Source organism: Aeromicrobium sp. 9AM (assembly GCF_902506105.1).
Lineage (GTDB): Bacteria > Actinomycetota > Actinomycetes > Propionibacteriales > Nocardioidaceae > Aeromicrobium.
The window spans coordinates 1,516,455-1,542,089 of the sequence record NZ_LR733304.1 but is presented as its reverse complement, the minus strand read 5'-3'; the positions used below and the strand labels follow the sequence as shown (position 1 = coordinate 1,542,089).

The window sequence follows — 25,635 nt, the reverse complement described above, 5'->3', positions numbered from 1 at the left end:
TCGAGTGGCAACTGACGCGCGTGAGCTCGCCCTGGCACTTGCCCGCAAGGGATTCCGCAACGGCGAAGGTGCTGTCGCGGACCTGACGAGGCTGGGCGCCGTTCCGGACTCCCTCATCGACCAGATCGCCGGCGTGGCGAGCCCCGACACGGCGCTCGCTTCGCTCAGCGCGATCGGCGAGCGGTTCGGTGCGGCCAAGCTGCTCGACCTGCTGGCCACGGACGCCGAGCTGCGCCAACGACTGCTGGTCGTGCTCGGCACGAGCGAGGCGCTCGGCGACTTCCTCGTCCGGCATCCCGAGCACCTCGTCGACCTCAGCGCGAGCGAGCTGTCGCCCACGCCGATCACGCTGGACGTACGCCGTCGGCAGATGGAGGAGGCGACAACGGCAGACGAGCTGCGTGTGGCCTACTTCCGCAAGCTGCTGCACATCGCGGCACGCGATCTGACGGCCCTGACCTCGTTCGAGGAGTCCTCGGCGGAGCTTGCCGACCTCGCGGTGGCGACGCTCGGCGCCGCGCTCAAGATCGCCTCAGCGGCCGACGAAGGATCCGACCTGTGCCGGCTCACGATCATGGCGATGGGCAAGACCGGCGGCCGCGAGCTCAACTATCTGAGCGACGTCGACGTGATCTTCATCCACGAGCCGGCCGAAGGTGCTGACGACGGCGCGGCGATCGGCGCGGCCACCCGACTCGCCGCGGCCGTCATGAAGCTGTGCCGCGAGCACACCGGTGAGGGCACGATCTGGGAGGTCGACGCCAACCTCCGTCCCGAGGGCAGCTCCGGCCCGCTCGTCCGCTCGCTGTCGAGCCACGTCGCGTACTACGAGCGATGGGCCACGACCTGGGAGTTCCAGGCACTGCTGAAGGCCCGGTATGCCGCAGGCGACGAGGAGCTCGCGCAGAGCTATCTCGACGCCCTCTCGCCGATGATCTGGATGGCCAGCACCCGCGAGAACTTCGTGACGGACGTACGCGCGATGCGTCGCCGGGTCATCGAGAACATCCCGGCGAGCCATCGCGACCGGCAGCTCAAGCTCGGTGCCGGCGGCCTGCGTGACGTGGAGTTCGCGGTGCAGCTGCTGCAGCTCGTGCACGGGCGCGCTGACGTGTCACTACGCAGCCCCACGACGGTGCACGCGCTGAAGGCACTGATCGAGGGCGGCTATGTCGGCCGCCGCGACGGTGCCGCGATGGAGGAGGCGTACGAGTTCCTCCGCACGCTCGAGCACCGCATCCAGCTCTTCAAGCTGCGGCGCAGCCACATCGTCCCGGACGATCCGGAGGACCTGCGGCGGATCGGTCGCAGCATGGGGTTCCGGCAGAACCCGGCGGAGAACCTCACGCGCGAGTGGCAGGCGCACCGCCGCATCGTGCGCCGACTGCACGAGAAGCTCTTCTACCAACCGCTGCTCGAGGCGGTCGCGTCGCTGCCCACGGCCGGTATGCGACTCACGCCGTTGGCCGCCGAGCAGCGCCTCACCGCGCTGGGCTTCGCCGACCCGAAGGGCGCGCTCGCGCACATCCAGGCGCTCACGTCGGGCGTCTCCCGTCGCGCGGCCATCCAGAAGTCGCTGCTGCCCGCGATGCTCGCGTGGTTCGCCGAGTCGCCCGATCCCGATGCCGGCTTGTTGGCGTTCCGCAAGATCTCCGAGGGCCTCGGCGAGACGCACTGGTATCTCCGCAAGCTCCGCGACGAGGGTGAGGGCGCTGAGCAGCTCGCCCACGTGCTGTCGTCGAGCCGCTATGTCACCGACCTGATCCTGCGGGCGCCCGACTCCGTGGCGCTGCTCGGCGACGATGCCGAGCTGCGACCGCTCGAACGGGCTCGGCTCCGCACCGAGGTCGAGCTCGCCACCAGCCGGCACAAGAACCCGCAGGACGCGATCCGCGCCGTACGCCGGGTGCGTCGGCGCGAGCTGTCCCGCATCGGCATCGCCGACGTGCTCGGCCGCCTCGACATCCTCGAGGTGGGCGAGGCTCTCACCGACGTGTCGACCGCGACGCTCGACGGTGCGCTCAACGCCGCGACGTCAGCCGTCGAGGCGGAGCGTGGCACGATGCCGACCCGCATGTCGATCGTGCTGATGGGTCGTCTAGGCGGTGGTGAGGCCGGCTACGGCTCCGACGCCGACGTGATGTTCGTGCATGACCCCGTCGAGGGCGCTGACGAAACCGAAGCCGCAGAGGCGGCGATGGCCGTGGCGCAGGGGCTCCGCAAGATGCTGGCCGCGCCCGGCGACGACCCGCCGCTCGACGTCGACGCCGACCTGCGGCCGGAGGGCAAGAACGGCCCCCTCGTGCGTACGTTCGCGGCCTACAAGGCGTACTACGAGAAGTGGTCGGCCGTGTGGGAGGCACAGGCCCTCCTGCGCGCGAGCGCGACGGTCGGCGACGCCGGCCTCAACGAGCGGTTCACGGCCCTGATCGACCCGTTGCGCTGGCCCGAAGGCGGTGCGACTGCGGCGGAGATCCGTGAGGTGCGCCGCATCAAGGCGCGCGTCGACTCCGAGCGACTGCCTCGCGGTGCCAACCCCAACACCCACCTCAAGCTGGGCCGCGGTGGGCTCGCCGACGTCGAGTGGACCGTGCAGCTCCTGCAGATGCAGCACGCCCACGCGGTGCCTGAGATGCGGACGACCCGAACTCTCGACGCCCTGCACGCCGCGACCAAGGCCGATCTCGTGAGTCACGACGACGCGCAGGCGCTGGAGAACGCGTGGCGACTGGTCAGCCGCATCCGCAACGCCGTCGTCCTGATGCGCGGCAAGCCCGCAGAGTCGATGGTCGAGCAGGCCCACGAGCGTGCCGGCGTGGCGCACCTGCTGGGCTATGGGATGGACCAGAGCGAGCGCATGGTCGACGAGTATCTCCGCACGACCCGGCAGGCCCGCAAGGTCGTGGAGCGCATCTTCTACGAGTGAGCGGCGTCAGGGCGTGATCGAGTCGACGTACGTGTAGGCCGCGTCGAGCTGCTCGGCCCAGGTCGCGTCGTCGGCGTCGTCCGGCACGAGCACCCACTCGCGTCGGGGCGTGCCACCCATCGCCATCCGGGCGGCCACGCCGGACTCCTCGAGCGCGTCGGCGTGCGCCTCAGGCACCTTGATCAGCAGCCCACCGGCTCGCGCCGCGACGGCGAAGACCTTGCCCCGTATGCGCAGGCCGGTCGAGCCGAACATCGGGCCCCAGTCGACTCCCGGCATTGCGAGGAGCTCGACCGAGAGCTCCTCGAGGCGGGCGTGCCCTGCCGCTTGCCGCTCATTGGCTGCCATGACAGCAGGATGCCAGCGACGCCCGACAAATCGTGCGGATCAGGCGCTCTCGCGGAGCAGGTTCTCGCGCTCGTTGATGTTCAGCCCACCCCATACCCCGAACGGCTCGCGGACCGCGAGCGCGTGCTCGAGGCACTGCCGGGCGACCGGGCACTCGGCGCACATGGCCTTGGCGACCGCCTCGCGCGCCCGACGGCGTGGACCGCGTTCGGCCTCGGGGGAGAAGAACACGGACTCGTCGGCGCCGATGCACGCCGCGTCGTACTGCCACTCGTACGAGTCCTGCAGCGGCTTGGGCAGGCGTCCGATGCTGGCCATCGCTCAGCCCTCCGACGGGCGCTGGATCGACAGCTGGAAGACGTCGAGATAGCCGGTGCGGAACCCCGCCTCGCAATAGGCCAGGTAGAACTCCCACATCCGGCGGAACGTCTCGTCGAACCCCTGCGTCCTGATCGCTTCCCAGTTGGCGTTGAACGTCTCGCGCCACTCGTGCAGGGTGCGGGCGTAGTCCTGGCCCAGCGATCGCCGGTTGGTGACCGCGAGCGAGGTGTGCTCGTGCAGCGTCTGGTCGATGGCCTCGAGTGAGGGGATGAGCCCGCCGGGGAAGATGTACTTCTGGATCCACCCGTACGAGTTGCGGGTCGCGAGGTAGCGGTGGTGCGCCATCGTGATCGCCTGGATCGCGACGTGACCTCCGGGTGCGAGCAGCTTGTCGATCGTGGCGAAGTACGTCGGCCAGTACTCCTCGCCGACCGCCTCGATCATCTCGACGCTCACGATCGCGTCGTACTCGCCGGTGACCTCGCGGTAGTCGACGAGCTGGATGTCGACGTCGACGCCGGCCTCGGCGAACCGTTCCTGAGCGAGGGTGGCCTGCTCGGACGACAGCGTGATCGTCGTGACCTTGGCGCCACGGTGTGCGGCTCGGATCGCGAGGGCGCCCCACCCACTGCCGATCTCGAGCACCCGGGTGCCCGCGGTGACGTGTGCGTCGTCGAGGATCGCGTCGATCTTGCGCAGCTGCGCGGCCTCGAGGGTCTGCTCGGGGCTCTCGAACCACGCGGCGGAGTAGCTCATCGACGGGTCGAGGAACTGCGCGAACAGGTCGTTGGACAGGTCGTAGTGCGCCTCGATGTTCTTGCGGGACCCCTTGACCGAGTTGCGCTGGTGGTGCGGCAGCTTCTTGTCGACGAACACGCGGAACTTCTGCAGCGGCACCGGCACGATCGTCGCCATGCGTGCGGCGAACGGCTCGAGCAGGTCGGCGAGATCCGTGGCGTGGCCGGTCGTCCAGTCGCCGGCCATGTAGGCCTCGCCGAAGCCGATCTTGGTGTCGGCGCCCAGCCGGGCGAAGAACGACTTCGGGCGTACGAGACGCATCTCGGGGGACCCGGCGGTGCCGGCTCCCCACGTGCTGCCGTTCGCGAACGTCAGCCGGACGGGGACGTGGTTGACGGTGGGTCTGAGGATCGCCTTGGCGGCCCGCGCCTTGAGCGGGGTGCGCGGGGCGCGGGCGATCCCGGGCCATCGGGTGGTGGCAAAGTGCGTCATGGCGCGCCTTCCTGCGAGTGGTCTACGCAGGGTGTTCGGCACAGACGGTGCATGCGATTGGTCTTGGATCGCATCGTGTCGGCCGCCATCGTTCTGACCTAGCCCGCAGCGGGGTCGCTGCCCTCGGCGTCCTGACCGGCCCGCTTGCTGGCCTCGGTGATCTCGAAGATCTCGGTGCCGAAGGCCCCGATCTCCGTCGTGATCTTGCGCGCCGACTCGAACAGGATCGCGACGACGTGCCCCGCGCTCGCTATCGCGGCCTCGGTCGACTGCTGAAGGACGTCCTTGGCGATCTCACGCCGGCTCAGTGCCATCGGTGTCCCTCTCAGTCGCAGTCGGCTACGAGGTCAATTGTGGCGCACGCGCCTCTTCCTCGCGACGTGCGGCTGCCGCTTCGCGCTTGGCGCGACGCAGCGCCTTCGACTCGGGGCTGTTGCCGATCTTGTACGGGTCGTCCGGCTTGTGGCCGAGCTTGGCGAGCTGCCGGATGACGCTGGCGACCTGCTTGGACAGGCGACCGGTGTTGTACTGCAGGCCGTACTTCTCGACCAGGAGTTTCACGTCCTCGGCGACCTCGGGGTAGCGACGGGCCGGGATGTCTGGGAACAGGTGGTGCTCGACCTGGTAGCTCAGGTTGCCGGTCAGCACGTGGAACGGCTTGTGGCCACTGATGTTGGCCGAGCCGAGCAGCTGGCGCAGGTACCACTGGCCGCGGGTCTCGTTCTGCGCGTCCTCCTCGGCGAAGGTCTGCACCTCGGCGGGGAAGTGGCCGCAGAAGATGATGATGAACGACCACACGTTGCGGATGACGTTGGCGACGATGTTGGCGACCAGGATGGCGACCGGGGCCCACCAGCCGACGAACGGCACGAGCGCGATGCCGAGGACCGGCCAGGCGATGTAGTCCTTGAAGACCTGCTTGCGGATCTTCTTGAGCGCGCGCTTCTTGCGGCCCTGGAAGTCCTCCTTGGTGATCTTGCCCTGGAGGTACTGGTCCAGCTCGACGCCGTGGTACATGATGCCCCACTCGAAGATGAGCATCAGGATGAACGCGAGCGGCAGGTTGAAGCGGTGGCTGGCGTACCACGGCTGGTCCTCGTCGATGCGGAACATGTTGTAGCCGATGTCCCGGTCCATGCCGTGGATGTTGGTGTAGGTGTGGTGGATGTAGTTGTGGCCGTGCTTCCAGTCCTTGGCGGGAGCGATGTTGTCCCACTCGTAGCGGCTGGCGTCGACCATCGGGTCGTTCATCCAGTCGTACTGGCCGTGCATGACGTTGTGGCCGATCTCCATGTTGTCGAGGATCTTGGCCAGGCCGAGGAACAGGATGCCGGCGATGAACGCGGGAGGGAAGAACGGCATGAAGATGCCGATGCGGCCCAGCACCTCGCTGGCCTTCTGTGCCTTGATGACGCGACGGATGTAGTCGGCGTCCTTCTGGCCCAGGTCGTCGAGGACCCGCTGGCGCACGGTGTTGAGCTCCTCGCCGAACTCCTCGAGCTGCTCGTACGTCATCAGGTCGAGGCCGATCGTGGCCTTTTTGTCGCTGTGGGCGTTGACCAGCGACAGGGGAGCGGCGTTGTGGTTGCTCGCGCTGTGCGGCTTGATGGGTGCGTTCTTGGTCATGGCGGTCTCTCCTAGAGTGCGACGTTGACGTCGCCGACGGGGACGTGCACGCAGATCTTGATGGTCTCGTCGGTGTTGGCGCTGATCTCGTTGCTGATGACGTGGCGCACCGCGCCGTGGTTCTTCTTGACGACGCAGGTGTTGCAGACGCCCATGCGGCAGCCGAACTCGGGCTTGAGACCCGCCGCCTCGGCCTGCTCGAGGATCGTGGCGCCGGAGTTGTCGGCCTCGATCTTGGCGTCGTCGAACGTCAGGGTGCCGGTGGCGTCCGCCGCGTCGAGGTCGACCGACGGGACCTTGAAGTACTCGAGGCGGAGCTGGTCGGCGGCCCCGAGCTCGGTGTAGGTGTCACGGACCGTGGCGATGAGCCCGGCAGGCCCGCACACGTACGTGAGGGTCTCGGTCGGGTCGATGCCGAGGTGCTTGAGGTGGTCGACGTGGAAGCGACCCTTGAGCTCGACGCCGGGCTCGGGCTTGCGGGTGTAGATGCGCTGGACGGTGACGTTGGCCTGCTCGGCGAGCTCGTCCAGGTCCGACGTGAACATCTCGTCCTCGTTGGAGCGCGCATAGTGCAGGAACGTCACGTTGCCGCGGTGGCCGGAGTCGCGCAGCGTACGGATCATCGACATGACGGGCGTGATGCCGGAACCGCCGCTGATCAGCAGCAGGTTGTCGGGCACGACGCGGGGGAGGACGAACTCGCCCTCGGCCTGCGACAGGTAGACGATCGTGCGGGGCTGGAGCTCGTTGTGCAGGAACTGCGAGACGTAGCCGTCGGGGTGGGCCTTGACCGAGACGCTGAAGGTGTCCTTCTTGGCTGCCTTGGAGCTGGAGACCGAGAAGCAGCGGATGCGACGCGTGCCGTTGACCTCGACGCCGAACTGCACGTGCTGGCCGGGGGTGAAGCCCTTCCAGGCGCCGTTGGGTCGCAGGATCACGGTGCTGGCGTCGCCGGTCTCCTGGATGACCTCGACGACCCGGGCGCGGACGTTCTCCGCTGCGAGCATCGGGTGGATCTGGTCGAGGTAGTGGTCAATCGTGTGGGGGGAGGTCAGAGAGGCGACCGGGCGCGAGCTGAGCGCCTTGCGGATGATGCCCATCTGTAACCTCCTCGAAATCAGTGAACATGCGTACACTCAAAGTGTGCATGACTCTCGCTCCACGCGCAACCGACGCGTCGCGTGACCTCGACCACGAGTGATACATGTGTGCACCGAAAGGGGTGGTTAGGCTGTGAAGGTGTCCGAGTCCGCGCAGTCCGCCCCGCGCCAGGCCCAGAAGGAGCGGACGCGGCAGGCGATCCTCGCGTCGGCGCTGGAGCTGAGCCAGGAGCAAGGGTTTGCGCAGGTCAGCCTGCGTCAGGTGTCCCGCCACGCCGGTGTGGTCCCGACGGCGTTCTACCGCCACTTCGAGTCGATGGACCAGCTCGGCCTTGCCCTCGTGGAGCAGTCGTTCTCGACGTTGCGGCGCATGATCCGCGACGCGCAGCGCGATCCGCAGGTGTTCGACAACATCATCGACGCCGCCGCCGACGTCCTCGTGGAGGCGGTCAAGCAGAGCAAGGCGCACTTCGCGTTCGTCGCGCGCGAACGAGTCGGCGGCCCTGAAGTCGTACGCACGGCGATCCGGCACGAGCTCGACCTGTTCGTCAGCGAGCTCGCGGTCGTGCTCGCCAGGCTGCCCAACATCGAGAACTGGTCGAGCGACGACGTCCAGATGGTGTCGCGCCTGTTCGTCCGCAACATGGTGTCGAACGCCGAGGAGGTCGTGGAGATGCCCGACGGTCGTCCCGACCTCGAGGAGCAGATCAAGGAGGGCGCGCGCCGGCAGATGCGCCTCATCGTGGTCGGCTTCCGCGACTGGCGCAGCTGACCTATTTCGCCCCCTAAGGAGGCCGCCTGCGCCGACTGGGAGGGAGCTGGGGGCACCCCCGCGAGCTCTGCGAGCAGGGGGCGGAACGAGCGACCGAAGGGGCGTACGACGAGATGCTCACATGAGCACGGACCTCACGACCCTTCGCTCGCAGAGCTCGCTCCCGCGCGGCCGCAGGCGGCCTTGCTAGGGAGCGGGGGTGCGCGATGCTCAGCTGGCTTGGGTGACCTGCTGGCGGCCGTACTCGTCCTGCGCGTACGTCGCGAGGTTGTCCAGCGCCTTGGCGAAGACGTCGTCACCGATCGAGTCCTCGAGCTCCTGCAGGACCTCGGGCTCAGCGGTGAAGTCGGCCTGCCACGTCACGTACGAGCAGGAGTGGCCGGCGTCCTCGACGAGGATCGTCGCGCGGTGGTTCGCGATCGGGAACGGCGGATCGGGGATGTGGTACGACAGCGTCATCGCCTCGTCGTCACGCGACACGATCGTCACGACGACGTCGGCCGGGGCCTCAGGACCATTGGCATAGATGCGCAGGGTGGGGTGCCATTGACCGAAGTCACCTGCCAGCTGCCACACGTGCGGGGCGGGGGCGGCGACAAACGTACGGCGGGTGATGCGGTGCATGGACTTCCTTCGGCGCGGCAAAGACGTATCCACCCATTGTCACGTGTCGCAGGGTCTCTCGGGCGCCCGAGAGGTGAGGCATTGCTCACGCGCTCAGGCGAGGCCCAGGTCGCCGGCGAGGCGGAGGGTCGTCTGCTCGAAGTAGCTCTCGTAGTCGCTCACCGAGCCCTTGAGGTGGCCGAAGAGCTCGAAGGACAGCGTGCCGAAGATCGTCGACCAGGCCATGAGCGTACGCATCACGAGCTCGGGCAGCGCCTCGAGGCTGATGTCGCTGTGCTCGGCGATGAATGCCATGGCATCGGCCACGACGGGGGATGGATCGACGGCACCGGCGGGGGGCGCAGCCGCACCTGAGGTATGGCCCGACGCGTGGGCCCCGACGATGATCTCGACGAGCCGGACGATCACCCGGGTCGCCGGCATGACGGTGTCCTGCGGCGCGGCATAGCCGGGCACGGGGGAGCCGTAGATCAGCGCGTAGTCGTGCGGGTGGGCGACTGACCACTCCCGGGTGGCCCTGCAGGTGGCCTGCCAGCGGGCGAGGTGGTCCGTGCGGTCCTCGACCGCTTCGTCCGCTGCCTCCGCTGCGGCGCCGAGCTCGTCGTACGCGGCGATGATCAGCGCGGTCAGCAGCTCGTCGCGGCTGGCGAAGTAGCGGTAGACCGCGGACGAGACCATGCCGACGTCGCGGGCCACGGCGCGCAGCGACAGCTCACTGGGTCCGGTCCGGTGCAGCTGGGCGCGTCCGGCCGCCAGGATCTCGGCCGTGATCTCCTGGCGAGCCCGGTCGCGGGCGGTTCTGGCGACTGTCATGGGTCCACTCTGGACCAAGATGAGAGCAGGCGCAACAAACGAGAGCATTGCTCTTGCATTGTTCGCCGGGCTGTGCCATGCTCAAAACCGAGAGCGGTGCTCTCCACAATCTGAAAGGCAACATCATGACTGATCGTCACCTCATCGTCGGAGCCGGACCGGTCGGCCGACACGTGGCTCAGCTGCTCGCAGCGCGTGGGTCTGAGGTCACCGTGGCCACCAGGTCCGGCACCGACACCGGCATCGACGGCGTGACGCACCTGAAGCTCGACGCCTCGGACGCCGACGCACTGAGCGCTGCGGCAGACGGGGTCTCGGTGATCTACAACTGCGCGAACCCCGCCGACTACACGACCTGGGAGAAGTTCTGGCCGCCGCTCGCCGCTGCCTTCCTGGTCGCCGCCGAGCGGTCGGGCGCCGTGTATGCCATCACCGGCAACCTCTACCCGTACGGGCCGGTCGACAAGCCGATGACGGAGGACATGCCCGACGCGGCGACCGACCACAAAGGCCGCCTGCGCGCGACCATGTGGGCCGAAGCCAAGGCGCTGCACGATGCCGGACGCATCCGCACGGTGGAGGTGCGCGGCTCGGACTACGTCGGCACGGGTGTCGGCGGCAACGGGCACATCACCCGCCAGATGCCGGGCGCCCTCGAGGGCAAGCGCGCCTGGGTTCTCAACCGGAAGGATGTCCCGCACACGTTCACCGATGTGCTCGACACCGCGCGACTGCTGATTGCCGCGGCCGAGGACGAGGCGGCGCTGGGCCGCACCTGGCACGTGCCGAGCAATCCGCCGCGCACGCAGGAGCAGGCGATCAACGAGGTCCTCAACAGCGTCGGCAAGCCCGCGGTCAAGGTCAGTGCTGTCCCGATGCCGGTGTTCGCCGCGATGGCGAAGGTCGTGCCGCTCATGCGGGAGCTGCGCCAGCTGTCGTACCAGTGGACCGCGCCGTACGTCCTGGACGACAGCGCCGCCCGCGAGCACTTCGGCATGGAGCCGACGCCGTGGGACGAGGTCTGCCGCCGGACCGCGGTGCTCTGAGCGCTCAGTCGTCGACGACCGCGCCCATCAGCGAGAGCATCTCGCAGGCGGGATCCCAGCCCAGCGACTCGTAGAGCAGCCGGCCCTGGGCCGAAGCGGCCAGGATCCCGCGGCGTGCGCCTGACTCCAGGGCGTACGCCGTGAGAGTCGCCATGACATGCCGCCCGAGGCCGCGCCGCTGGAACGCGGGCGTGGTCTCGACCGCGTCGAAGGTCGCTTCCTCGTCCAGGATGCCGATCGTGCCCTCGGCGGCGACCCGGTTGCCGGACTCCACGACATACCGGGCGCGGTGCTCGTCGATGTCCCACAGTGTCGAGAAGTGCGACTCGAGCGGAGCGGCGTCGATCGGGGTGAAGGTCGTGACCATCAGCGTCTCGTCGTCACGGTCGACGCGTACGCCGCGTGGTAGCGGCAGCGCTGAGTAGGGACTGACATCGTCGCCGATCACGGTGAGCATCGCGCGGGCGTCGCCGTCGATGTGCTCGAAGAGCGCGGCGAAGGCCTCTGGCCCCGGATCGATGCAGATCAGCTCGGACTCGCGAGTGCGGGAACGTACGTGCACCAGGGGCCAGCCATCGACGGTCGAGGTCTCCAGCGCGCGGGCGTGCACCCAGGTGGTGATCCAGCGCTGGACGAGCTCGTCATCGGTGTCGACCGTCATGCCGCCATTCTGTCAGCGCCGGACGACGGACTGGTCAGGCTTGGGCCGGATCGTTGTCGATCGAGTTGCCGTCCGCTGACGGCTCCTGCTCCGCAGGTTCGGTCGCCGGGTCGTCGGGTCCCTCGGCGGGCTGCTCGGGGTGGGGTGTGGTCATGTCGATCTCCTCTCGGTCACGCTGTCTGTACCCATCCGGCCCGGTGTCACTCGGAGAGCCTGTCCGTGGCGCCGCCCGTGCGCCATGATGAGGAGCACCGCGACAGTGAGGAGCCGTGATGTCGACGGATGCGGAGTGGGTCGAGCTCAGGGTGCACGGGGTCAGCGGTACGCCGCCGGAGTCGTTGCTGGCGCATCCGCACGTCGCGCAGACCGACGGCGGGGGAGCAAGCCGCTTCTTCAGCGCCGTGGACTCCGACGGTGCGATCCTCCCGGGCAAGGACGGGCAGGCGCTCGAGGCGTACCACTGGGGTCACTACACGTCAGGCACGTCGTGGCAGGCACTGTGGCTGCTGCTCGTCCCGTTCGGCCTGATCAATGCCGCTCAGTTCATGGTGCCGGCGCCGGCCAGTCGGCCCCAGCGATCCGTCAATGCGCAGGCGGCCGCCAGCGCGTTGTTGCGCCTGCTCGCGCTGCTCCTGACGCTGCTGCTGGTGTTCGCGGTGGGCCTGACCCTGATGGATCTCGTGGCCTGGCGCTGGGCGCCCTCCTCGCGACAGCTGGCGTCGTGGAACCCGTCGGCGGTGCTGATGCTCGCCACGCTGTTCACGGCGGCGGTCGTCGTCGGGCTGTGGCTGCTCGGGCGGATCACCGCGACGTCGGCGCCCAACATCACCGGCGGCATGACTCCCGAAGAGGCTCGGGCCCGCGCCGAGAAGCGGGGCACGCCGCTCGCCGACCCGTACTTCTACCAGGGCACGTCGGACTCGCCGATCCTCAGCCGCCTGCACCTCGCCGCCGCCCTGCTGCTGGTCGCGGCGATGGCGCGATGGGTGCGCGAGCCCGAGAGTGACGGCGTCACGGTCTGGGTCTCGCTGGTGCTCCTGCTGGCGGTCGTGGTCGTGGTGGTGCTGCTGGGCGACCCGGAGTCGCTCGCCGTCGCCGACCTCGACGACAAGGGCCTACGCATGCGCGCCACGTGGCATGCCGCAGTCGCCCGCCTCTCGTGGATCGCCGTCGCAGCAGGGGTCGTCATGATCGGCCGCTCGATGGCCCAGATGCCGGGCTTCACGCCGCCCAAGAACCCCGACCAGCGGGTGCCGATCGAGGGGTATGAGCTGATCTCGGTCATCCTGTTGCTTGCCGGGGTCGTCGGCGTCTGCGCACTCGTGCTGGTCAATTGGCGCATCGTCGCCACCACACCGTCGACGACACCGGCTGCTGACGACCCGGCCTGGTACTTCCGCCCGTACGCCCGAGGGTGGGCGGCCAGCGTCGTCGCGGCCCTCGCGGTGTTCGTCGGCGTGGGGCTCTCGGCTTCCTTGCCGACGACCGTCTCGTCGGTGCTCCACCTGTCGCGCAGCAAGGTCGGTGTCACCCCGATGCTCGACCGCGTCTCGTACGCATGGGGGCTGACGTTCTTCGTGGTCCTGGGCATCGGCCTGTGGCTGCTCGGCGACTTCGTCGCCCGCAGGGCCAAGCTCGCGGCCCGCGCTCGCGCGATGTTCGTGGGCGCGGCACCGGTCGATGCGGGGGACTATGCCGTGCCGCCGTGGCACCCCGATGCCGGCTCGGCCGTGCTGGCGATGTGGATCGCCCGGCTCAAGAACCACATCCCGGCGATCGCGCTGACGTTCGTCGGCACCGGCGTCGCGATGTCGCTGGCCATCGTCTACGAGATCCACCCGGCCTGGGACGACCCACGCGACTGGCGTCCGCACCCCGCCTGGGGTTGGTTCGACCAGCTGTCTGCCGGTCGTGAGCGGGTCTCGATCTCGCCGGCGGTGAGCTCGTTCAGCAACGTCACGATGGTCGGCGGAGCCTGGATGCTGCTGGGCCTCGCGGCGCTCATCGTGTTCCTGGCGCGCCGCGGCTTCAAGACCGACACCTCGCGCCGCGGCGTCAACGTCGTGTGGGACGTCATCTCGTTCTGGCCGCACGCCGTCCACCCGTTCGTGCCCAAGCCGTACTCCCAGCACACCGTCATGCACCTCCGCAAGCGCATCAAGCAGCACCTGGCGACCCATCCTGACTCCGGGCGCGACGTGATCGTCAGCGCCCACAGCCAGGGCAGCCTCATCGCCTTCGCGTCGCTGCACCTGTTGAGCGACGACCAGCGAGCGCGGGTCGGACTGCTGACGTACGGCTCGCAGCTGCGCCAGATCTTCCCGCGTGCCTTCCCGGCATACGTCAACTACGATTCGGTCTCGCGGCTCCACCTCGACCTGCACGGCGGCTGGATCAACCTCTACCGCGAGACCGATCCACTCGCCGGGCCCGTCCTGTCGTGGAACCACCTGGGGGAGGGCACCGACCTCGCCACGTCCGGCCGGTTCGTCGCCGGCACGGCTGTCGAGGCGGTCGACGAGTATGTCGGAGGCTCCGGCGTGCGGCGCAGCGGCGACGACTGGCGGCTGCTCGACCCGGCGCCAGTCACCACGGACGACCAGTACGGCCCGTCGACCCGACTGTTCGGGCACAGCGACTACTTCCTCGACCCGGCCTACCGCGTGGCGCTACGCAAGCTGCGGGGGTTGTGACTACCTCTTAGGGGTCTCGTAGCCCTTCGCGGGCACGAGCTGCTCGGCCTTGTGCCACTGGACCGTGAGGCTGTTGCCGACACCGCCGGTGACGACGGCGACGAGCGCGAGCCACTCACCTGAGGACGTACGCCGCCACTCGATGAGCAGGCCGGCCCAGGGTGTCATCGCATGACTGGCCGACGGCTTGACCCACACGTGACGGGCCGGCTGCTTGACGGGGTCGCGACCTTCCGGGAACTCACTGCTGGATCGGTCGACGAACCCCATGCGCACAGGATAGAACATATGTTCGATTGGCGAGGGTCGGATCGAACGTTGCTCAACGAGCTGCGGGTACGCCCCACAGCGCAGCGACGTGGCGGCTGTCCGTGCCGCAGCAACCCCCGATGACGGCGAGGCCGGGGATCTGCTCTCGCATCGACGCGGCGGAGTCGACCAGTAGGTCCAGGTCACCGGAGTCGAGCACTTCCATGGCATCGAGCTCTTCGTGCGACATGGTCGACGCGTTGGGGCGGAAGAAGACGAGCCGCTGCTGCCATGGTGCGCCGTCCAGCCCGGCCGTCACGTGGGTCGGATGGGCGCAGTTCACGCCGTACCAGTCGGCAGGGTCGGTCGCCTCCATGGCGTCGATGGCGTCCGACAGCGTGCTGCCGTCGGGGAGGCGCCCGTCAGTCTCCACGGTGAACGAGATGGCGACAGGGATGCCGGCTGCGCGGGCCGCGCGTACGACGCCTTTGGCCTCGGCCGGCTCGGTCATCGTCATGGCATGCACGAGGTCGGCGCCTTCTGCGGCGAACGAGCGCACCTGCGCGGAGTGATAGTCCGCGGCCTCGTCTGCGTCCGCCCCTGCCGCGATGTAGCCGTCGCCGCGTGGACCGACGACTCCGCTGACGAGGCTCCTCGGTACGTCGGCGGAGTCCGCGACGTCGCGGGCCAGGACCACAGCCGCGCGATTGGCCTGGTCGAGTGCGTTCGCGTCGTAGCCGAGGATCGTGCCCCAGTCCGGGTTGGCGCGCCACGTGGGGGTCTCGACCAGCAGCCCGGCGTCGGCGGCCGCCGCTATCGCTGCGTACTCGGTGTAGTAGCTCCTGAGGCGTGCCGCGCCCTCCTCGTCCTGCAGCAGCGGGAAGGAGGCGAACTCCGGCAGGTCGACGCCGTGGTTGAAGATCAGGTCGGTCTCGAGGCCGCCGTCGGTGACCCACCCGCCGCCGTCAAGAACGTTGCTGGTGCCCATGCCACTCCTTGGTGCAAGCCCGATCTGTCAGTTGTACTCCTATCGGGACCGCAGCGCTCGTGTGCGTGGCTCCCGGATGGGAGCACAGAACGTCCCTGACCGTGGTCAGCGCATCGTCGCGGAGGCCGGATCCGTGCTGAGCACCCGGATCGCGAGCGACGTCGTGGCCTCGACGCCGAGGAAGCCCACGACTCGGTTGACGCGTTCGGCATCGAGTGGAAGAAGTCCCGGGGAGCCTGGCACGTCGGGGGTGATGCCGAGGTCGAGGTCGTCGCGGCCCGCCATGAGCTGCACGTTGAAGTCGTAGCGGTCGCGAGCGCCAGGGGCTGCAAGTCGGCGGACCACGGTGGTTCCCATCCGCCGGGTGCCTTCCTCGGCAGCCCACGAGTCGAGTGTCGCGGCGACGCCACGACCCTCGTTGTGGTCGATGTCCGCCCAGACGCTCTGCATCGACCCCACCTCGGTGAGAAGGATCGCTGCGGTCTTCTCGCCGATGCCGGTGACGCCCGGCAGGTTGTCGCTGGCGTCGCCACGCAGGGCGGCGAAGTCGAGGTAGTGCTCGGCGGCGACGCCGTACAGGGCGACGAGTCGCGCCGGGTTCAGCAGTGGCGACGCGTTGATGCCGCCGTTGATCAGCCGCAGCACCTGGGTGTGATCACTGATGTGTGCGAACGCGTCGCGGTCGGAAGTGATGATGACGCAGTTCCAGCCGTGGTCGCGCGCCCAGGTGGCACCGGACGCACTGACGTCATCGGCCTCGAGGCCCGGGGGAGTGAGCGTGGCGAGGCCGAGTGCGTCGAGCAGTGCTCCGGCGCGCTCGAGCTGGTCGATGAGCGCCGCGTCCTTCCCGGCCCGCCCGGCCTTGTAGTCCGGATAGAGGTCTGCACGCAGGGACGCGGTCCGGTCGTCGAGTCCGAAGATCACCGCATCGGGCGCGAATCCCTCGATCGCTTCGAGGATCTGGCGCAGCATGCCGTGAAGGGCCCACGCAGGTCGTCCCGATCGGTCCGTGATCCCCGTATGTGACCGGGCATGGTGACTGCGGTGCAGGAGGGACGGGGCGTCCACCACGAGCAGCAGCTTGCGGGGACGATCGAGTTCAGGAGCCATGAGGATCGTCGTCATCGTACGCAGGACGCCCCCGACCCAACGGGGTCAGGGGCGTCCTGGTCACGCCGTCGTGACCGGTGCGTCAGCAGGTAATGGCGTGAGCGACGGAGGGGTCACCTCGCGGTCAGACAGCGCCTTGCCTGCTCTACCGGTCAAATGTCGTAGTAGAGTTCGAACTCGTGCGGGTGCGGGCGCAGCTGCACGGGGAGGATCTCCTCGTTGCGCTTGTAGTCGATCCACGTCTCGATCAGGTCGGGCGTGAACACGTCACCAGCGGTGAGGAACTCGTGGTCGGCCTCGAGCGAGTCGAGCACCGCGTTGAGCGAGGTCGGCACCATGTCGATGGCTTCGTACTCCTCGGGCGGCAGCTCGTAGATGTTCTTGTCGATCGGGGCCGGGGGCTCGATCTTGTTCTTGATGCCGTCGAGTCCGGCCAGCAGCAGCGCCGAGAAGGCGAGGTACGGGTTGGCCGACGGGTCGGGGCAACGGAACTCGATGCGCTTGGCCTTGGGGTTCGAGCCCGTGATCGGGATACGGACACAGGCCGAGCGGTTGCGGGCCGAGTAGACCAGCGCGATCGGTGCCTCGAAGCCCGGCACCAGACGGTGGTACGAGTTGACCGACGGGTTGGTGAACGCGAGCAGCGACGGCGCGTGCTTGAGGATGCCGCCGATGTAGTGACGCGCCAGGTCGGACAGTCCGCCGTAGCCGGCCTCGTCGTAGAACAACGGGCTGCCTTCGTTCCAGATCGACTGGTGCACGTGCATGCCCGAGCCGTTGTCACCGAAGATCGGCTTCGGCATGAAGGTGACCGTCTTGTCGTTGGCCCACGCCGTGTTGCGCACGATGTACTTGAACTTCATGACGTCGTCGGCGGCCTTGAGCAGCGTGTCGAAGCGGTAGTTGATCTCGGCCTGACCGGACGTGCCGACCTCGTGGTGGCCGCGCTCGAGGATGAGGCCCGCGTCGGTGAGGTTGCTCATCATGTCGTTGCGCAGGTCGGCCGTCTTGTCGGTCGGCGCGACGGGGAAGTAGCCGCCCTTGTAGCGGACCTTGTAGCCACGGTTGTCGTCGATCGAGTCGCCGGTGGACCAGGCGGCCTCGGCCGACGTGATCTCGTAGAACGACTTGTTGGCGCTGGTGCCGTAGTTGACGCGGTCGAAGATGTAGAACTCGGCCTCGGGGGCGAAGTACGCCGTGTCGCCGATGCCGGTCGTCGCGAGGTAGGCCTCGGCCTTGCGGGCGATGTTGCGCGGATCGCGGGAGTAGGCCTCACCGGTGATCGGGTCGTGGACGAAGAAGTCCATCGCGATGGTCTTGCGAGCCTTGAACGGATCGACGTACGCCGTCTTGATGTCCGGGAACAGCACCATGTCGGACTGGTCGATGGTCTGGAAGCCGCGGATCGACGAGCCGTCGAACGCCACGCCGTTGGCGACCATGTCGGCGTCGAACGTCGAAGCCGGCAGGGTGACCTGCTGCTGGATGCCGGGCAAGTCGGTGAAACGGACGTCCAGGTACTCGACACCTTCGTCCTTGATGAACTTGAACAACTCGTCGGCATTGCCGAACATGGGGCCTCCTCGACCGCTGTGCGGCCTGTGTTGTCGATGACAGGTGAGTGCGTCGCTGCACCGTACCGTTGACGCTAGGCTCGGGCAGTTTCCCGGTAGTCACTGAATTGTTTCAGGAATGTTACAAGTGCCCGTGACGAGCGCAATCACAGCGTCTGTAGGCTCGCCGCGTGCAGACCGTCTCCCTCGGCCGCCGCCTCGGCGCGCTCTTCATCGACTGGATCATCGCGGCCCTCAGCGGGGTCGCCGTCGCCGGGGTCCACTACCCGCCCAAGGATCCGAAGGAGAACCTCATCATCACGGGCATCTTCATCGTCGAGGTGGCGTTGCTGACCGGCCTGCTCGGCTTCTCGATCGGCAAGCGGATCTTCGGGCTCAAGGTCGAGAACGTCGACGGGCGACCGATCGGCGTGGGCCGGGCTGTCATCCGTACGGCGCTGGTGTGCCTGGTGATCCCGGCGATCGTCATGACCGATGACAAGCGCGGCCTGCACGACCTCGCGGCCGGATCGCGCGTCATCCGGGCGTAGGGACTCGTTCGCCAATCTCGACCTCGTCGCGTCGAGCGATGGCACCCTTGGTGCATGGCGATGTCGCGCGACAAGGTGGTTGAGAGGTTGCAGACGGCGCAGCGCAAGCAGTTTCCCGTGCGTGTCCGGCGCCGGAAGCTGGTGGATCACCCCATGTATGGCTACATCGTGGGCGTCGCAAAAAGGTGGGTCGTCGTCCAGGAGCTGCAGGATGCTGTGTACGTCGACGGCTATCACGTGCTCAGGATCAAAGACATCACGTCAGTCAAGAATGACCGCGATGCCGAGTATGTCGAGCGCGCGGTCAGCCAGCTGGGACGGCCCACGCCCGGCTTCACCATTCCCCACGACGCACGCACTCGCGATGTGCTCGAAGCGGCTGCCCGGCACGCGCCCCTCATCGGGGTCCACGGCGAGCAGTACGAGGGCGAACCTCTGTTGATCGGCAAGCTCGGCAGGCTCGGCAAGAAGAAGTTGGACCTGTTGTTCATCGACCCACGCGGCAGGTGGGAGGACAGTCCCCGCCGCTGGCGCTACGCGGAGGTGACTCGGGTCGAGATCGAAAGTCGCTACATCAGCGCCTTGGAGCGGTTCGGTGACCCGGTCCCGCCCAGCGTCATCCGGGCGTAGGGAACCGTTCGCCAGTGAGGCCGCCCGCGGCCGAACGTGAGCGGAGCGAGGCGAAGATGGGTGCGACCTTCACTCGCGCGAGCATCTCGTCTCACGACGCCTCGCATCCGGCGGCTTCGCCGCGATCGCTCACGCTTCGCTGGCGCGCGGCTGAGTCTCGGCCGCTGGCGGCCTCGATCAGCCGCGCATCGCCTTGCGGGAGCCCTTCATGCTGGTCGGCACGGGGCCGCGGGGCATGGGGGCGGCGGGACGCATCGCGTCGAGTGCCTTGAGCTTGTAGAGCACGGCGGTCATCTGCGCCGGCTTGATGTTCTTGGGCAGCTTGCGCAGGTGCTTGATGAGCTTGGTCAGCTTGACCTCGTCGGGGCCGTTGCCGACGACGATGTCGAGCACGGGGACCTCGTCGCCACCGATGCGGGCGTGCTTCTTCTTCTCAGCGGTCAGCAGGTTGCGCACGCGAGTGGGGTTGCCCTCGCCGACCAGGATGATGCCGGGACGGCCGACGACGCGGTGCACGACGTCCTGGTTCTTGGTGAAGGCGACGGCTGGCTTGAGCTCCCAACCGCGACGCAGCATCTGCAGGGCGCCGGCGGCAGCACCGACCTGGCCCTCGACCTGCGCGTATGCCGCCTTCTCGGCGCGACGGCCGAAGACGATGAGCGCCGCGAGGATGCCGATCAGGATGCCGAACACGATCGTGATGATCAGCCCGAACGTGCCGGTGCCGAACACGAAGTAGCCCAGCGTCGCCGCGAGTCCGCCGGCGAGCAGGAAGGTCAGCAGCAGGATCAGACCGATGTTGCGGTCACTGCGCTTGGTGATCGTGTACGCCTGGCGCATCTGGCCCAGGCGACCCTTGGCGGGTTCGGGGGTGGCATTCGACATGAGGGTCAGTCTACGTCGCGTTGCGGAGTGCGACGCTGCCGCGTCCTGACTCAATTGCCTGCTTGTAGAGGCTGCCGGCCCGGTAGGACGAACGGACGAGCGGTCCGGACATGACTCCGGCGAAGCCGATCTCGTCTGCCTCGGTCTTGAGCTCGACGAACTCCTCGGGCTTGACCCAGCGCTCGACGGGGTGGTGACGCACCGACGGGCGGAGGTACTGCGTGATCGTGATGAGGTCGCAGCCGGCCTCGTGCAGGTCGACCAGCGCCTGCGAGACCTCTTCGCGGGTCTCGCCCATGCCCAGGATCAGGTTGGACTTGGTGACCAGGCCGTAGTCGCGGGCCTGGGTGATGACGTCGAGCGAGCGCTCGTAGCGGAACGCCGGGCGGATGCGCTTGAAGATGCGGGGGACCGTCTCGACGTTGTGCGCCAGCACCTCGGGGTGGCTGTCGAAGACCTGCTCGAGCAGCTCGGGGATGCCGTTGAAGTCGGGGATCAGGTTCTCGACGCCGGTGCCGGGGTTGAGCTCGTGGATCTTGCGAACCGTCTCGGCATACAGCCACGCGCCACCGTCAGGCACGTCGTCACGGGCGACCCCCGTGATCGTGGCATAGCGGAGCTCCATCTTCTGGACGGACTCGGCGACACGGCGAGGCTCGTCGCGGTCGATCGGGTCGGGCTTGCCGGTGTCGATCTGGCAGAAGTCGCAACGCCTCGTGCACTGCTCGCCGCCGATGAGGAACGTCGCCTCGCGGTCCTCCCAGCACTCGAAGATGTTGGGACAACCGGCCTCCTGACACACCGTGTGGAGGCCCTCGCCCTTGACGAGCTTCATCAGCTCGTTGTACTCCGGGCCCATCTTGGCCCGGGTCTTGATCCACTCGGGCTTCTTCTCGATGGGGGTCTCGGCATTGCGGACTTCCAGACGCAGCATCTTGCGTCCCTCAGGAGCGATAGTCACGGTCCCAGCCTACGCCCGTGCCCCAGCCGTCACGCCGAGGACCGGCACGCTGGGGTGCTCGTCATGGACGAGGTCGGGAGAGGGCTCGTACGCCTGCCACTCCAGCAGCTCGCGCAGGTGCGGGGCGATGGTGTTCGCGGCCTCGCGCACGGTCACGTCACGACCGAGCTCGGCGCTGAGCGTCGTGACTCCGGCGTCGGCGATGCCGCACGGCACGAAGCGGTCGTAGAAGCCGAGGTCGACGTCGGCGTTGAGCGAGAACCCGTGCATCGTGACCCCGCGCGAGACGCGGATGCCGATGGCGCCGACCTTGCGCTCAATGCGGCCCTGACCGGCAGCGAGCCACACGCCGGACCGGCCGGGCACGCGTCCGGTGGTGACGCCGAGGTCGGCACACGCACGGATCATGGCCTCCTCGACGCGTCGGACATAGTCGACGACGAGGACGTGGGACGGCAGCTTGGTGATGGGATAGCCGACGAGCTGGCCGGGACCGTGGAAGGTGATCTTGCCGCCGCGGTCGACGTCGACAACGGGCGTGCCGTCGAGCGGCCGTTCGTGCGGCTCGGTGCGCCGCCCCGCGGTGTAGACCGGCGGGTGCTCGAGGAAGAGCGCCGTGTCGGTGATCTCGTCGGCGACACGCTGGGCGTGCAGCTCGCGTTGGAGCTCCCATGCGTCGACATAGTCGATCGCACGTTCGCCGTACCACTCGTCAAGGATCTGCAGCGTCACGTCTCCAGAGTAGTCCGCCTGTGGATGGAGCCGAGCGCGCCGGTGGCCCACGGCGGCACAGTGGCGGTATGGACTGGCTGTGGGTGCTGATCACCGCCCTGCGAGCCGTGTCGCCCGCGCCCGAGGACCAGTGGGCCACGCGACTCAGTGAGCTCGACGAGGTGCGGGCCGAGGCGTTCGCGACGACGGATCCGAGCCTGCTCGGTCGGGTGTACGTCCGGAGGAGCCGGGCGATGGCGGCCGACGCCGCGACGATCGCGGACTACCGCGAACGGGATGGCCGGGTCGTGGGCGCTGAGCTGCAGGTCATCTCCTGCCGAGTCCTGGCCGCGTCGACGCAACGGGCCCGGCTCGAGGTCGTCGACCGCCTGGGACGTGCGCGCATCGTGTGGGCTGACGGCTCTGCGACCGAGCTGCCGCGTGACGAACCGTCGCGGCGCGTGATCACCCTCGAACGTACGCCCGAGGGATGGCGGATCGCCGGGATCAGCCTTCGCCCGTCGACCCGTCGATGAGCTCGCGCACGATGTCGAGGTGCCCCATGTGCCGGGCGTACTCCTGCATGACGTGGAACAGGATCGCGAGGAGCGTGGGCGGCTCACCATCGGCGAACCGGCCCTCTGCCGAGGCGATGTCGGTCAGGCCGTGCGCGGACACGATCTCGCGGGTCCGGGTGCCGCCGGCATCCAGCGCGTCGAGCATCTCGTCGAGCGTTCCTGTGGTCCGCCAACCGTCGTCGTCGTCGCGATCGGCCCATGGGTTGCCGACGTCCTCGCCCAGGAATCCCCACACGAACCAGCGACGCTCCATGTGCACCAGGTGCGACAGCAGCTCGGCCGGCGTCCAGCCGGAAGGGACGCGACTGACGCTCAGCTCGGCATCGCCGAGATCGGCGACCTTGCGGCGCACCTCGGCACGGAAGTAGTCGAGGTAGTCCAGGAACGTGGCGGCCGGATCGACTGCGTCAGGCCCAGGTTCCGGCAGATTCATTGCAGTGCGGCCTCGAGCGCGGAGCGCAGGTCGGGCTGTTCGAACGTGAACCCGGCGTCGACCAGAGCCGAGGGGGAGACGCGCATCGATCCGAGCAGGTCTCCGGCCATGCTGCCGAGCGCCGCCTTGAGGGCGAACCGGGGCGCGACCAGGAACGTCGGCCGGTGCACGACCTCGCCAAGCGTGTCCGTGAACTCCGCGTTGGTGACCGGGACCGGCGCGCCGAAGTTGAACGGGCCGCTCAAGTCAGAGGACTCGATCAGCAGGGTCGCAGCGCGTACCCAGTCGTTGAGCGAGATGAACGACATGTAGTGGCGGCCGGGACCGAGCCGGGCGCCCAGGCCGAGCTTCCAGGCCGGCAGCATGAACCTGAGCAGGCCCTCGTCGTCCTTGAGCACCAGGGTCGTACGGATGAAGCAGACCCGCGCGCCGGCCTCGACGGCCGGCGAGGCCGCACCTTCCCACGCCTGGACGACGCCGGGCAGGAAGCCGGAGTCCGCCGCATCGGTGCGTTCGGTGAGCACCTCGTCGCCGCAGTCGACGCCGTAGTAGGACATGCCGGAGGACGAGATCAACGCCGGCGGGTCGGCCGAGGCGGCGACCGCCTTGGCGAGCGTGCCCGTGGCAGCCGTACGAGACTCGAGGATCATGCGGCGACGCTTCTCGGTGCGTGGCCAGTGCGCGACGGAGGCGCCCGACAGGTTGACCACCGCGTCGGCGCGATCGATCACGATCTGGTCGATGCGCCCCGTGTAGGGATCCCAGAGCGACGCGTCGTCGGCAGGGTCAGCGGAGCGCACCAGGCGGGTGACCTGGTGCCCGCGCTGACGCAGGTGCTGCGTCAGCGCGGTACCGAGGAACCCCGAGGCGCCTCCGATGACGACCTGCACGGGTCAGGACCCGAGCTCGCCCTCGAACTGGCCGCCCTCGAGTCGCTGCTTGACCGCCGTGAGGAATCGACCGGCGTCGGCGCCGTCGATGATCCGGTGGTCGTACGTCAGTGAGAGGTAGGCCATGCTGCGCACGGAGATGCTGTCGCTGCCCTGCGAGTCGGTGACGACGACCGGACGCTTGACGACCGCGCCGACACCGAGGATCGCGACCTGCGGCTGGTTGATGATCGGCGTGTCGAACAGTGCACCGTTGCTGCCGAGGTTGGTGATCGAGAACGTCGCTCCCGAGAGCTCGTCGGGGGAGATCTTGTTGGTGCGAGTGCGCTCGGCGGCGTCGGCGATCTTGCGCGCCAGGCCGGCGATCGACAGGTCTCCCGCGTCCTTGATCGTCGGGACGATCAAGCCGCGCTCGGTGTCGACCGCGATGCCGAGGTGCTCTCCGGCGGGGTAGGTGATCGTGCCGGCTTCGAGGTCCAGCGCCGCGTTGAGCTTGGGGTAGACCTTGAGCGCCTCGATGACCGCCTTGGCGAAGAACGGCAGGTACGTCAGCTTGACGCCTTCACGCTCCAGGAACGCGTTCTTGTGCCGGGCCCGCAGGCGAGCCACCTCAGTGACGTCGACCTCGTGCACCTGAGTCAGCTGGGCCGAGATCTCGAGGGACTCCACCAGCCGCGAGGCGATGACCTTGCGCAGGCGGGAGACCTTCTCGGTCTTGCCGCGCAGAGCCGAAGGCTCGGCCGACGGCGCCGGTGCCGAGGCAGCAGCAGCCGGAGCGCTGGATGTCTCGGCTGCGGGAGCGGCCTGCGGCTTCTCGGCTGCGTCCAGCACGTCCTGCTTGCGGATGCGGCCGCCGACACCGGTGCCGGAGACGCTCGCAAGATCGACGTTGTGCTGCTTGGCGAGCTTGCGCACGATCGGCGTGACGTAGGTGTCGCCACTGGCGCTCGGCGAGGCGGCAGGCACCGGAGCAGGCTCCGGTGCAGCGGCAGGCTCCGGGGCAGGTGCCGACTCCTGGGCGGGCGCCTCGGCCTCGGCGGGCGGGGATGCCTCCGCCGGGTTGGCCTGCGACTCGGGCTCTGCCGGCTCGGGTGCCGAAGCGGGAGCCGGCTCGGACGCTGCTTCGGGCTCGGGCGCTGCTTCGGGCTCGGGCGCGGGCTCGGCGGGAGCACTCTCGGCAGGAGCCGCGTCGGCGCTGCCGATGATCGCGAGCTCGGCGCCGACCTCGACGGTCTCGTCCTCGGCGACCTTGATCTCGAGGAGCTTGCCGGCGACGGGTGAGGGGATCTCGGTGTCGACCTTGTCGGTGGAGATCTCGAGCAGCGGCTCGTCGACCGCGACGTCGTCGCCGACCTGCTTGAGCCACTGGGTCACGGTGCCCTCGGTGACGCTCTCGCCCAGTGCGGGCAGGGTCACGGCCGTGCCACCGCCAGAGCTGGGGGCGGTCTCCGCCTGGGGTGCCGGGGCGTTCTCGGCGGCGGCCTGCTCGGCGTCGGCGCTGCCGGCGGGAGCGGGGGACCGCTCCTCCGACGCGCTCTCGGCCACAGGCTGCTCGGCGGGTGCCTCAGCGGCGGGCTGCTCGGCAGGAGCCTCGGCAGCCGGCTGCTCTACGGGTGCTTCCTCGGCGGGCTGCTCGGCAGCCGGAGCCTCGGCAGCAGGTGCGGCGTCGCCGCCCGTGCTCTCGCCCTCCTCGCCGATGATCGCGAGCACAGCACCGACCTCGACGGTGTCGTCCTCGTTGGCCTTGATCTCGAGCAGGACACCGGCGACGGGCGACGGGATCTCGGTGTCGACCTTGTCGGTGGAGATCTCGAGCAACGGCTCATCGACGGCGACGGTGTCGCCGACCTGCTTGAGCCATTGGGTGACTGTGCCCTCGGTGACGCTTTCGCCGAGAGCGGGAAGGGTGACAGACGTAGCCATGATGTCCTCTGGT

The 25,635-nt window shown here is 68.5% G+C and carries 26 protein-coding genes; 7 read left to right on the top strand and 19 right to left on the bottom strand.

The features are described from left to right. Window positions 1-4 precede the first annotated feature (4 nt). Window positions 5-2,926, top strand: a complete 2,922-nt coding sequence (locus BOSE46_RS13805; protein ID WP_159540785.1) for a bifunctional [glutamine synthetase] adenylyltransferase/[glutamine synthetase]-adenylyl-L-tyrosine phosphorylase — start codon at window positions 5-7, stop codon at window positions 2,924-2,926. A gap of 6 nt (window positions 2,927-2,932) precedes the next feature. Here the strand turns inward: BOSE46_RS13805 and BOSE46_RS13800 are convergent, their stop codons facing one another. From BOSE46_RS13800 to BOSE46_RS13775, 6 genes are all read right to left on the bottom strand, one after another. After that, window positions 2,933-3,274, bottom strand: a complete 342-nt coding sequence (locus tag BOSE46_RS13800) for a TfoX/Sxy family protein (protein WP_159540784.1) — start codon at window positions 3,272-3,274, stop codon at window positions 2,933-2,935. Window positions 3,275-3,313: 39 nt separating this feature from the next. Then, entirely contained in the window at window positions 3,314-3,592 is a 279-nt protein-coding gene (locus tag BOSE46_RS13795; protein WP_159540783.1) for a WhiB family transcriptional regulator, read from the bottom strand. Between the two features lie 3 nt (window positions 3,593-3,595). Continuing rightward, window positions 3,596-4,825, bottom strand: coding sequence for a cyclopropane-fatty-acyl-phospholipid synthase family protein (locus BOSE46_RS13790; RefSeq protein WP_159540782.1), 1,230 nt, complete (start codon window positions 4,823-4,825; stop codon window positions 3,596-3,598). A 98-nt stretch (window positions 4,826-4,923) separates the two neighbouring features. Next, complete coding sequence (locus tag BOSE46_RS13785; RefSeq protein ID WP_159540781.1) at window positions 4,924-5,139, bottom strand: hypothetical protein; 216 nt, start codon at window positions 5,137-5,139, stop codon at window positions 4,924-4,926. Window positions 5,140-5,164: 25 nt separating this feature from the next. After that, entirely contained in the window at window positions 5,165-6,451 is a 1,287-nt protein-coding gene (locus BOSE46_RS13780; protein ID WP_159540780.1) for a fatty acid desaturase, read from the bottom strand. A gap of 11 nt (window positions 6,452-6,462) precedes the next feature. Further along, complete coding sequence (locus tag BOSE46_RS13775; RefSeq protein ID WP_159540779.1) at window positions 6,463-7,551, bottom strand: ferredoxin reductase; 1,089 nt, start codon at window positions 7,549-7,551, stop codon at window positions 6,463-6,465. Between the two features lie 139 nt (window positions 7,552-7,690). Here BOSE46_RS13775 and BOSE46_RS13770 point away from each other — a divergent pair, with 139 nt between their 5' ends. Next, window positions 7,691-8,323, top strand: coding sequence for a TetR family transcriptional regulator (locus tag BOSE46_RS13770; RefSeq protein ID WP_159540778.1), 633 nt, complete (start codon window positions 7,691-7,693; stop codon window positions 8,321-8,323). A gap of 210 nt (window positions 8,324-8,533) precedes the next feature. On the opposite strand, the gene BOSE46_RS13765 is transcribed toward BOSE46_RS13770, so the two are convergent. Further along, a complete protein-coding gene (locus BOSE46_RS13765) occupies window positions 8,534-8,947 on the bottom strand; it encodes an SRPBCC family protein (RefSeq protein ID WP_159540777.1) in 414 nt (137 codons plus the stop codon). Between the two features lie 93 nt (window positions 8,948-9,040). Then, entirely contained in the window at window positions 9,041-9,760 is a 720-nt protein-coding gene (locus BOSE46_RS13760; protein ID WP_159540776.1) for a TetR/AcrR family transcriptional regulator, read from the bottom strand. A gap of 125 nt (window positions 9,761-9,885) precedes the next feature. On the opposite strand from BOSE46_RS13760, the gene BOSE46_RS13755 reads away from it, so the two are divergent. Beyond that, entirely contained in the window at window positions 9,886-10,806 is a 921-nt protein-coding gene (locus BOSE46_RS13755) for an NAD-dependent epimerase/dehydratase family protein (protein WP_159540775.1), read from the top strand. Window positions 10,807-10,810: 4 nt separating this feature from the next. On the opposite strand, the gene BOSE46_RS13750 is transcribed toward BOSE46_RS13755, so the two are convergent. After that, a complete protein-coding gene (locus tag BOSE46_RS13750) occupies window positions 10,811-11,467 on the bottom strand; it encodes a GNAT family N-acetyltransferase (RefSeq protein ID WP_159540774.1) in 657 nt (218 codons plus the stop codon). 272 nt (window positions 11,468-11,739) lie between these two features. Between BOSE46_RS13750 and BOSE46_RS13745 the strand changes: the two genes are divergently transcribed. After that, the gene (locus tag BOSE46_RS13745; protein ID WP_159540773.1) at window positions 11,740-14,160 is read left to right on the top strand and encodes a hypothetical protein; all 2,421 of its coding nucleotides are present in this window, start codon (window positions 11,740-11,742) and stop codon (window positions 14,158-14,160) included. Here BOSE46_RS13745 and BOSE46_RS13740 read toward each other — a convergent pair whose 3' ends face one another. The 4 genes from BOSE46_RS13740 to glnA form a co-directional block, all read right to left on the bottom strand. Continuing rightward, window positions 14,161-14,430 (bottom strand): hypothetical protein, encoded by a 270-nt coding sequence (locus BOSE46_RS13740; protein ID WP_159540772.1) that lies wholly within the window; start codon window positions 14,428-14,430, stop codon window positions 14,161-14,163. 52 nt (window positions 14,431-14,482) lie between these two features. After that, window positions 14,483-15,397 (bottom strand): homocysteine S-methyltransferase family protein, encoded by a 915-nt coding sequence (locus tag BOSE46_RS13735; RefSeq protein WP_159540771.1) that lies wholly within the window; start codon window positions 15,395-15,397, stop codon window positions 14,483-14,485. A gap of 105 nt (window positions 15,398-15,502) precedes the next feature. Continuing rightward, on the bottom strand, window positions 15,503-16,507 hold the full coding sequence (locus tag BOSE46_RS13730) for a 5'-3' exonuclease H3TH domain-containing protein (protein WP_159540770.1): 1,005 nt from the start codon (window positions 16,505-16,507) through the stop codon (window positions 15,503-15,505). A gap of 152 nt (window positions 16,508-16,659) precedes the next feature. Further along, complete coding sequence (gene glnA / locus BOSE46_RS13725; RefSeq protein ID WP_159540769.1) at window positions 16,660-18,081, bottom strand: type I glutamate--ammonia ligase; 1,422 nt, start codon at window positions 18,079-18,081, stop codon at window positions 16,660-16,662. A 170-nt stretch (window positions 18,082-18,251) separates the two neighbouring features. On the opposite strand from glnA, the gene BOSE46_RS13720 reads away from it, so the two are divergent. Together BOSE46_RS13720 and BOSE46_RS13715 are read left to right on the top strand one after the other, a co-directional pair. Further along, window positions 18,252-18,611: an RDD family protein gene (locus tag BOSE46_RS13720; RefSeq protein WP_159540768.1), complete on the top strand. Its 360-nt coding sequence runs from the start codon at window positions 18,252-18,254 to the stop codon at window positions 18,609-18,611. A gap of 54 nt (window positions 18,612-18,665) precedes the next feature. Then, window positions 18,666-19,241 carry a hypothetical protein gene (locus BOSE46_RS13715; RefSeq protein WP_159540767.1) on the top strand — a complete coding sequence of 192 codons (576 nt, stop codon included), beginning with the start codon at window positions 18,666-18,668 and terminating at the stop codon, window positions 19,239-19,241. Window positions 19,242-19,418: 177 nt separating this feature from the next. Here the strand turns inward: BOSE46_RS13715 and BOSE46_RS13710 are convergent, their stop codons facing one another. Genes BOSE46_RS13710 through lipB form a run of 3 tightly spaced genes read right to left on the bottom strand, consistent with a single transcriptional unit; the run spans window position 19,419 to window position 21,819 of the window. Next, the gene (locus BOSE46_RS13710; RefSeq protein ID WP_159540766.1) at window positions 19,419-20,126 is read right to left on the bottom strand and encodes a DUF4191 domain-containing protein; all 708 of its coding nucleotides are present in this window, start codon (window positions 20,124-20,126) and stop codon (window positions 19,419-19,421) included. Window positions 20,127-20,136: 10 nt separating this feature from the next. Next, window positions 20,137-21,060, bottom strand: coding sequence for a lipoyl synthase (lipA, locus tag BOSE46_RS13705; RefSeq protein ID WP_201299737.1), 924 nt, complete (start codon window positions 21,058-21,060; stop codon window positions 20,137-20,139). 36 nt (window positions 21,061-21,096) lie between these two features. Further along, window positions 21,097-21,819, bottom strand: coding sequence for a lipoyl(octanoyl) transferase LipB (gene lipB / locus BOSE46_RS13700; RefSeq protein WP_159540764.1), 723 nt, complete (start codon window positions 21,817-21,819; stop codon window positions 21,097-21,099). A 68-nt stretch (window positions 21,820-21,887) separates the two neighbouring features. Here lipB and BOSE46_RS13695 point away from each other — a divergent pair, with 68 nt between their 5' ends. Next, the gene (locus tag BOSE46_RS13695; RefSeq protein WP_159540763.1) at window positions 21,888-22,334 is read left to right on the top strand and encodes a hypothetical protein; all 447 of its coding nucleotides are present in this window, start codon (window positions 21,888-21,890) and stop codon (window positions 22,332-22,334) included. Here BOSE46_RS13695 and BOSE46_RS13690 read toward each other — a convergent pair. Genes BOSE46_RS13690 through sucB form a run of 3 tightly spaced genes read right to left on the bottom strand, consistent with a single transcriptional unit; the run spans window position 22,306 to window position 25,622 of the window. Then, window positions 22,306-22,809, bottom strand: coding sequence for a DUF664 domain-containing protein (locus BOSE46_RS13690; protein ID WP_159540762.1), 504 nt, complete (start codon window positions 22,807-22,809; stop codon window positions 22,306-22,308). The two genes, BOSE46_RS13695 and BOSE46_RS13690, sit on opposite strands and share 29 nt — an antisense overlap. Next, a complete protein-coding gene (locus BOSE46_RS13685) occupies window positions 22,806-23,699 on the bottom strand; it encodes a TIGR01777 family oxidoreductase (RefSeq protein ID WP_159540761.1) in 894 nt (297 codons plus the stop codon). The genes BOSE46_RS13690 and BOSE46_RS13685 overlap by 4 nt, the downstream gene beginning before the upstream one ends. A gap of 3 nt (window positions 23,700-23,702) precedes the next feature. Beyond that, window positions 23,703-25,622, bottom strand: coding sequence for a 2-oxoglutarate dehydrogenase, E2 component, dihydrolipoamide succinyltransferase (gene sucB, locus BOSE46_RS13680; RefSeq protein WP_159540760.1), 1,920 nt, complete (start codon window positions 25,620-25,622; stop codon window positions 23,703-23,705). Between the last annotated feature and the right edge of the window lie 13 nt (window positions 25,623-25,635).

Excerpts from the sequence above, each read along its gene's own strand:
- lipA (WP_201299737.1), bottom strand. The coding sequence starts at position 21,060 with ATGCTGCGTCTGGAAGTCCGCAATGCCGAGACCCCCATCGAGAAGAAG.
- BOSE46_RS13760 (WP_159540776.1), bottom strand. The coding sequence starts at position 9,760 with ATGACAGTCGCCAGAACCGCCCGCGACCGGGCTCGCCAGGAGATCACG.
- BOSE46_RS13695 (WP_159540763.1), top strand. The coding sequence starts at position 21,888 with ATGGACTGGCTGTGGGTGCTGATCACCGCCCTGCGAGCCGTGTCGCCC.
- BOSE46_RS13745 (WP_159540773.1), top strand. The coding sequence starts at position 11,740 with ATGTCGACGGATGCGGAGTGGGTCGAGCTCAGGGTGCACGGGGTCAGC.
- glnA (WP_159540769.1), bottom strand. The coding sequence starts at position 18,081 with ATGTTCGGCAATGCCGACGAGTTGTTCAAGTTCATCAAGGACGAAGGT.
- BOSE46_RS13765 (WP_159540777.1), bottom strand. The coding sequence starts at position 8,947 with ATGCACCGCATCACCCGCCGTACGTTTGTCGCCGCCCCCGCCCCGCAC.
- BOSE46_RS13690 (WP_159540762.1), bottom strand. The coding sequence starts at position 22,809 with ATGAATCTGCCGGAACCTGGGCCTGACGCAGTCGATCCGGCCGCCACG.
- BOSE46_RS13750 (WP_159540774.1), bottom strand. The coding sequence starts at position 11,467 with ATGACGGTCGACACCGATGACGAGCTCGTCCAGCGCTGGATCACCACC.
- BOSE46_RS13775 (WP_159540779.1), bottom strand. The coding sequence starts at position 7,551 with ATGGGCATCATCCGCAAGGCGCTCAGCTCGCGCCCGGTCGCCTCTCTG.
- BOSE46_RS13800 (WP_159540784.1), bottom strand. The coding sequence starts at position 3,274 with ATGGCAGCCAATGAGCGGCAAGCGGCAGGGCACGCCCGCCTCGAGGAG.
- BOSE46_RS13710 (WP_159540766.1), bottom strand. The coding sequence starts at position 20,126 with ATGTCGAATGCCACCCCCGAACCCGCCAAGGGTCGCCTGGGCCAGATG.
- BOSE46_RS13795 (WP_159540783.1), bottom strand. The coding sequence starts at position 3,592 with ATGGCCAGCATCGGACGCCTGCCCAAGCCGCTGCAGGACTCGTACGAG.
- BOSE46_RS13730 (WP_159540770.1), bottom strand. The coding sequence starts at position 16,507 with ATGGCTCCTGAACTCGATCGTCCCCGCAAGCTGCTGCTCGTGGTGGAC.
- BOSE46_RS13740 (WP_159540772.1), bottom strand. The coding sequence starts at position 14,430 with ATGGGGTTCGTCGACCGATCCAGCAGTGAGTTCCCGGAAGGTCGCGAC.
- BOSE46_RS13755 (WP_159540775.1), top strand. The coding sequence starts at position 9,886 with ATGACTGATCGTCACCTCATCGTCGGAGCCGGACCGGTCGGCCGACAC.
- sucB (WP_159540760.1), bottom strand. The coding sequence starts at position 25,622 with ATGGCTACGTCTGTCACCCTTCCCGCTCTCGGCGAAAGCGTCACCGAG.
- BOSE46_RS13735 (WP_159540771.1), bottom strand. The coding sequence starts at position 15,397 with ATGGGCACCAGCAACGTTCTTGACGGCGGCGGGTGGGTCACCGACGGC.
- BOSE46_RS13785 (WP_159540781.1), bottom strand. The coding sequence starts at position 5,139 with ATGGCACTGAGCCGGCGTGAGATCGCCAAGGACGTCCTTCAGCAGTCG.
- BOSE46_RS13780 (WP_159540780.1), bottom strand. The coding sequence starts at position 6,451 with ATGACCAAGAACGCACCCATCAAGCCGCACAGCGCGAGCAACCACAAC.
- BOSE46_RS13715 (WP_159540767.1), top strand. The coding sequence starts at position 18,666 with ATGGCGATGTCGCGCGACAAGGTGGTTGAGAGGTTGCAGACGGCGCAG.
- BOSE46_RS13790 (WP_159540782.1), bottom strand. The coding sequence starts at position 4,825 with ATGACGCACTTTGCCACCACCCGATGGCCCGGGATCGCCCGCGCCCCG.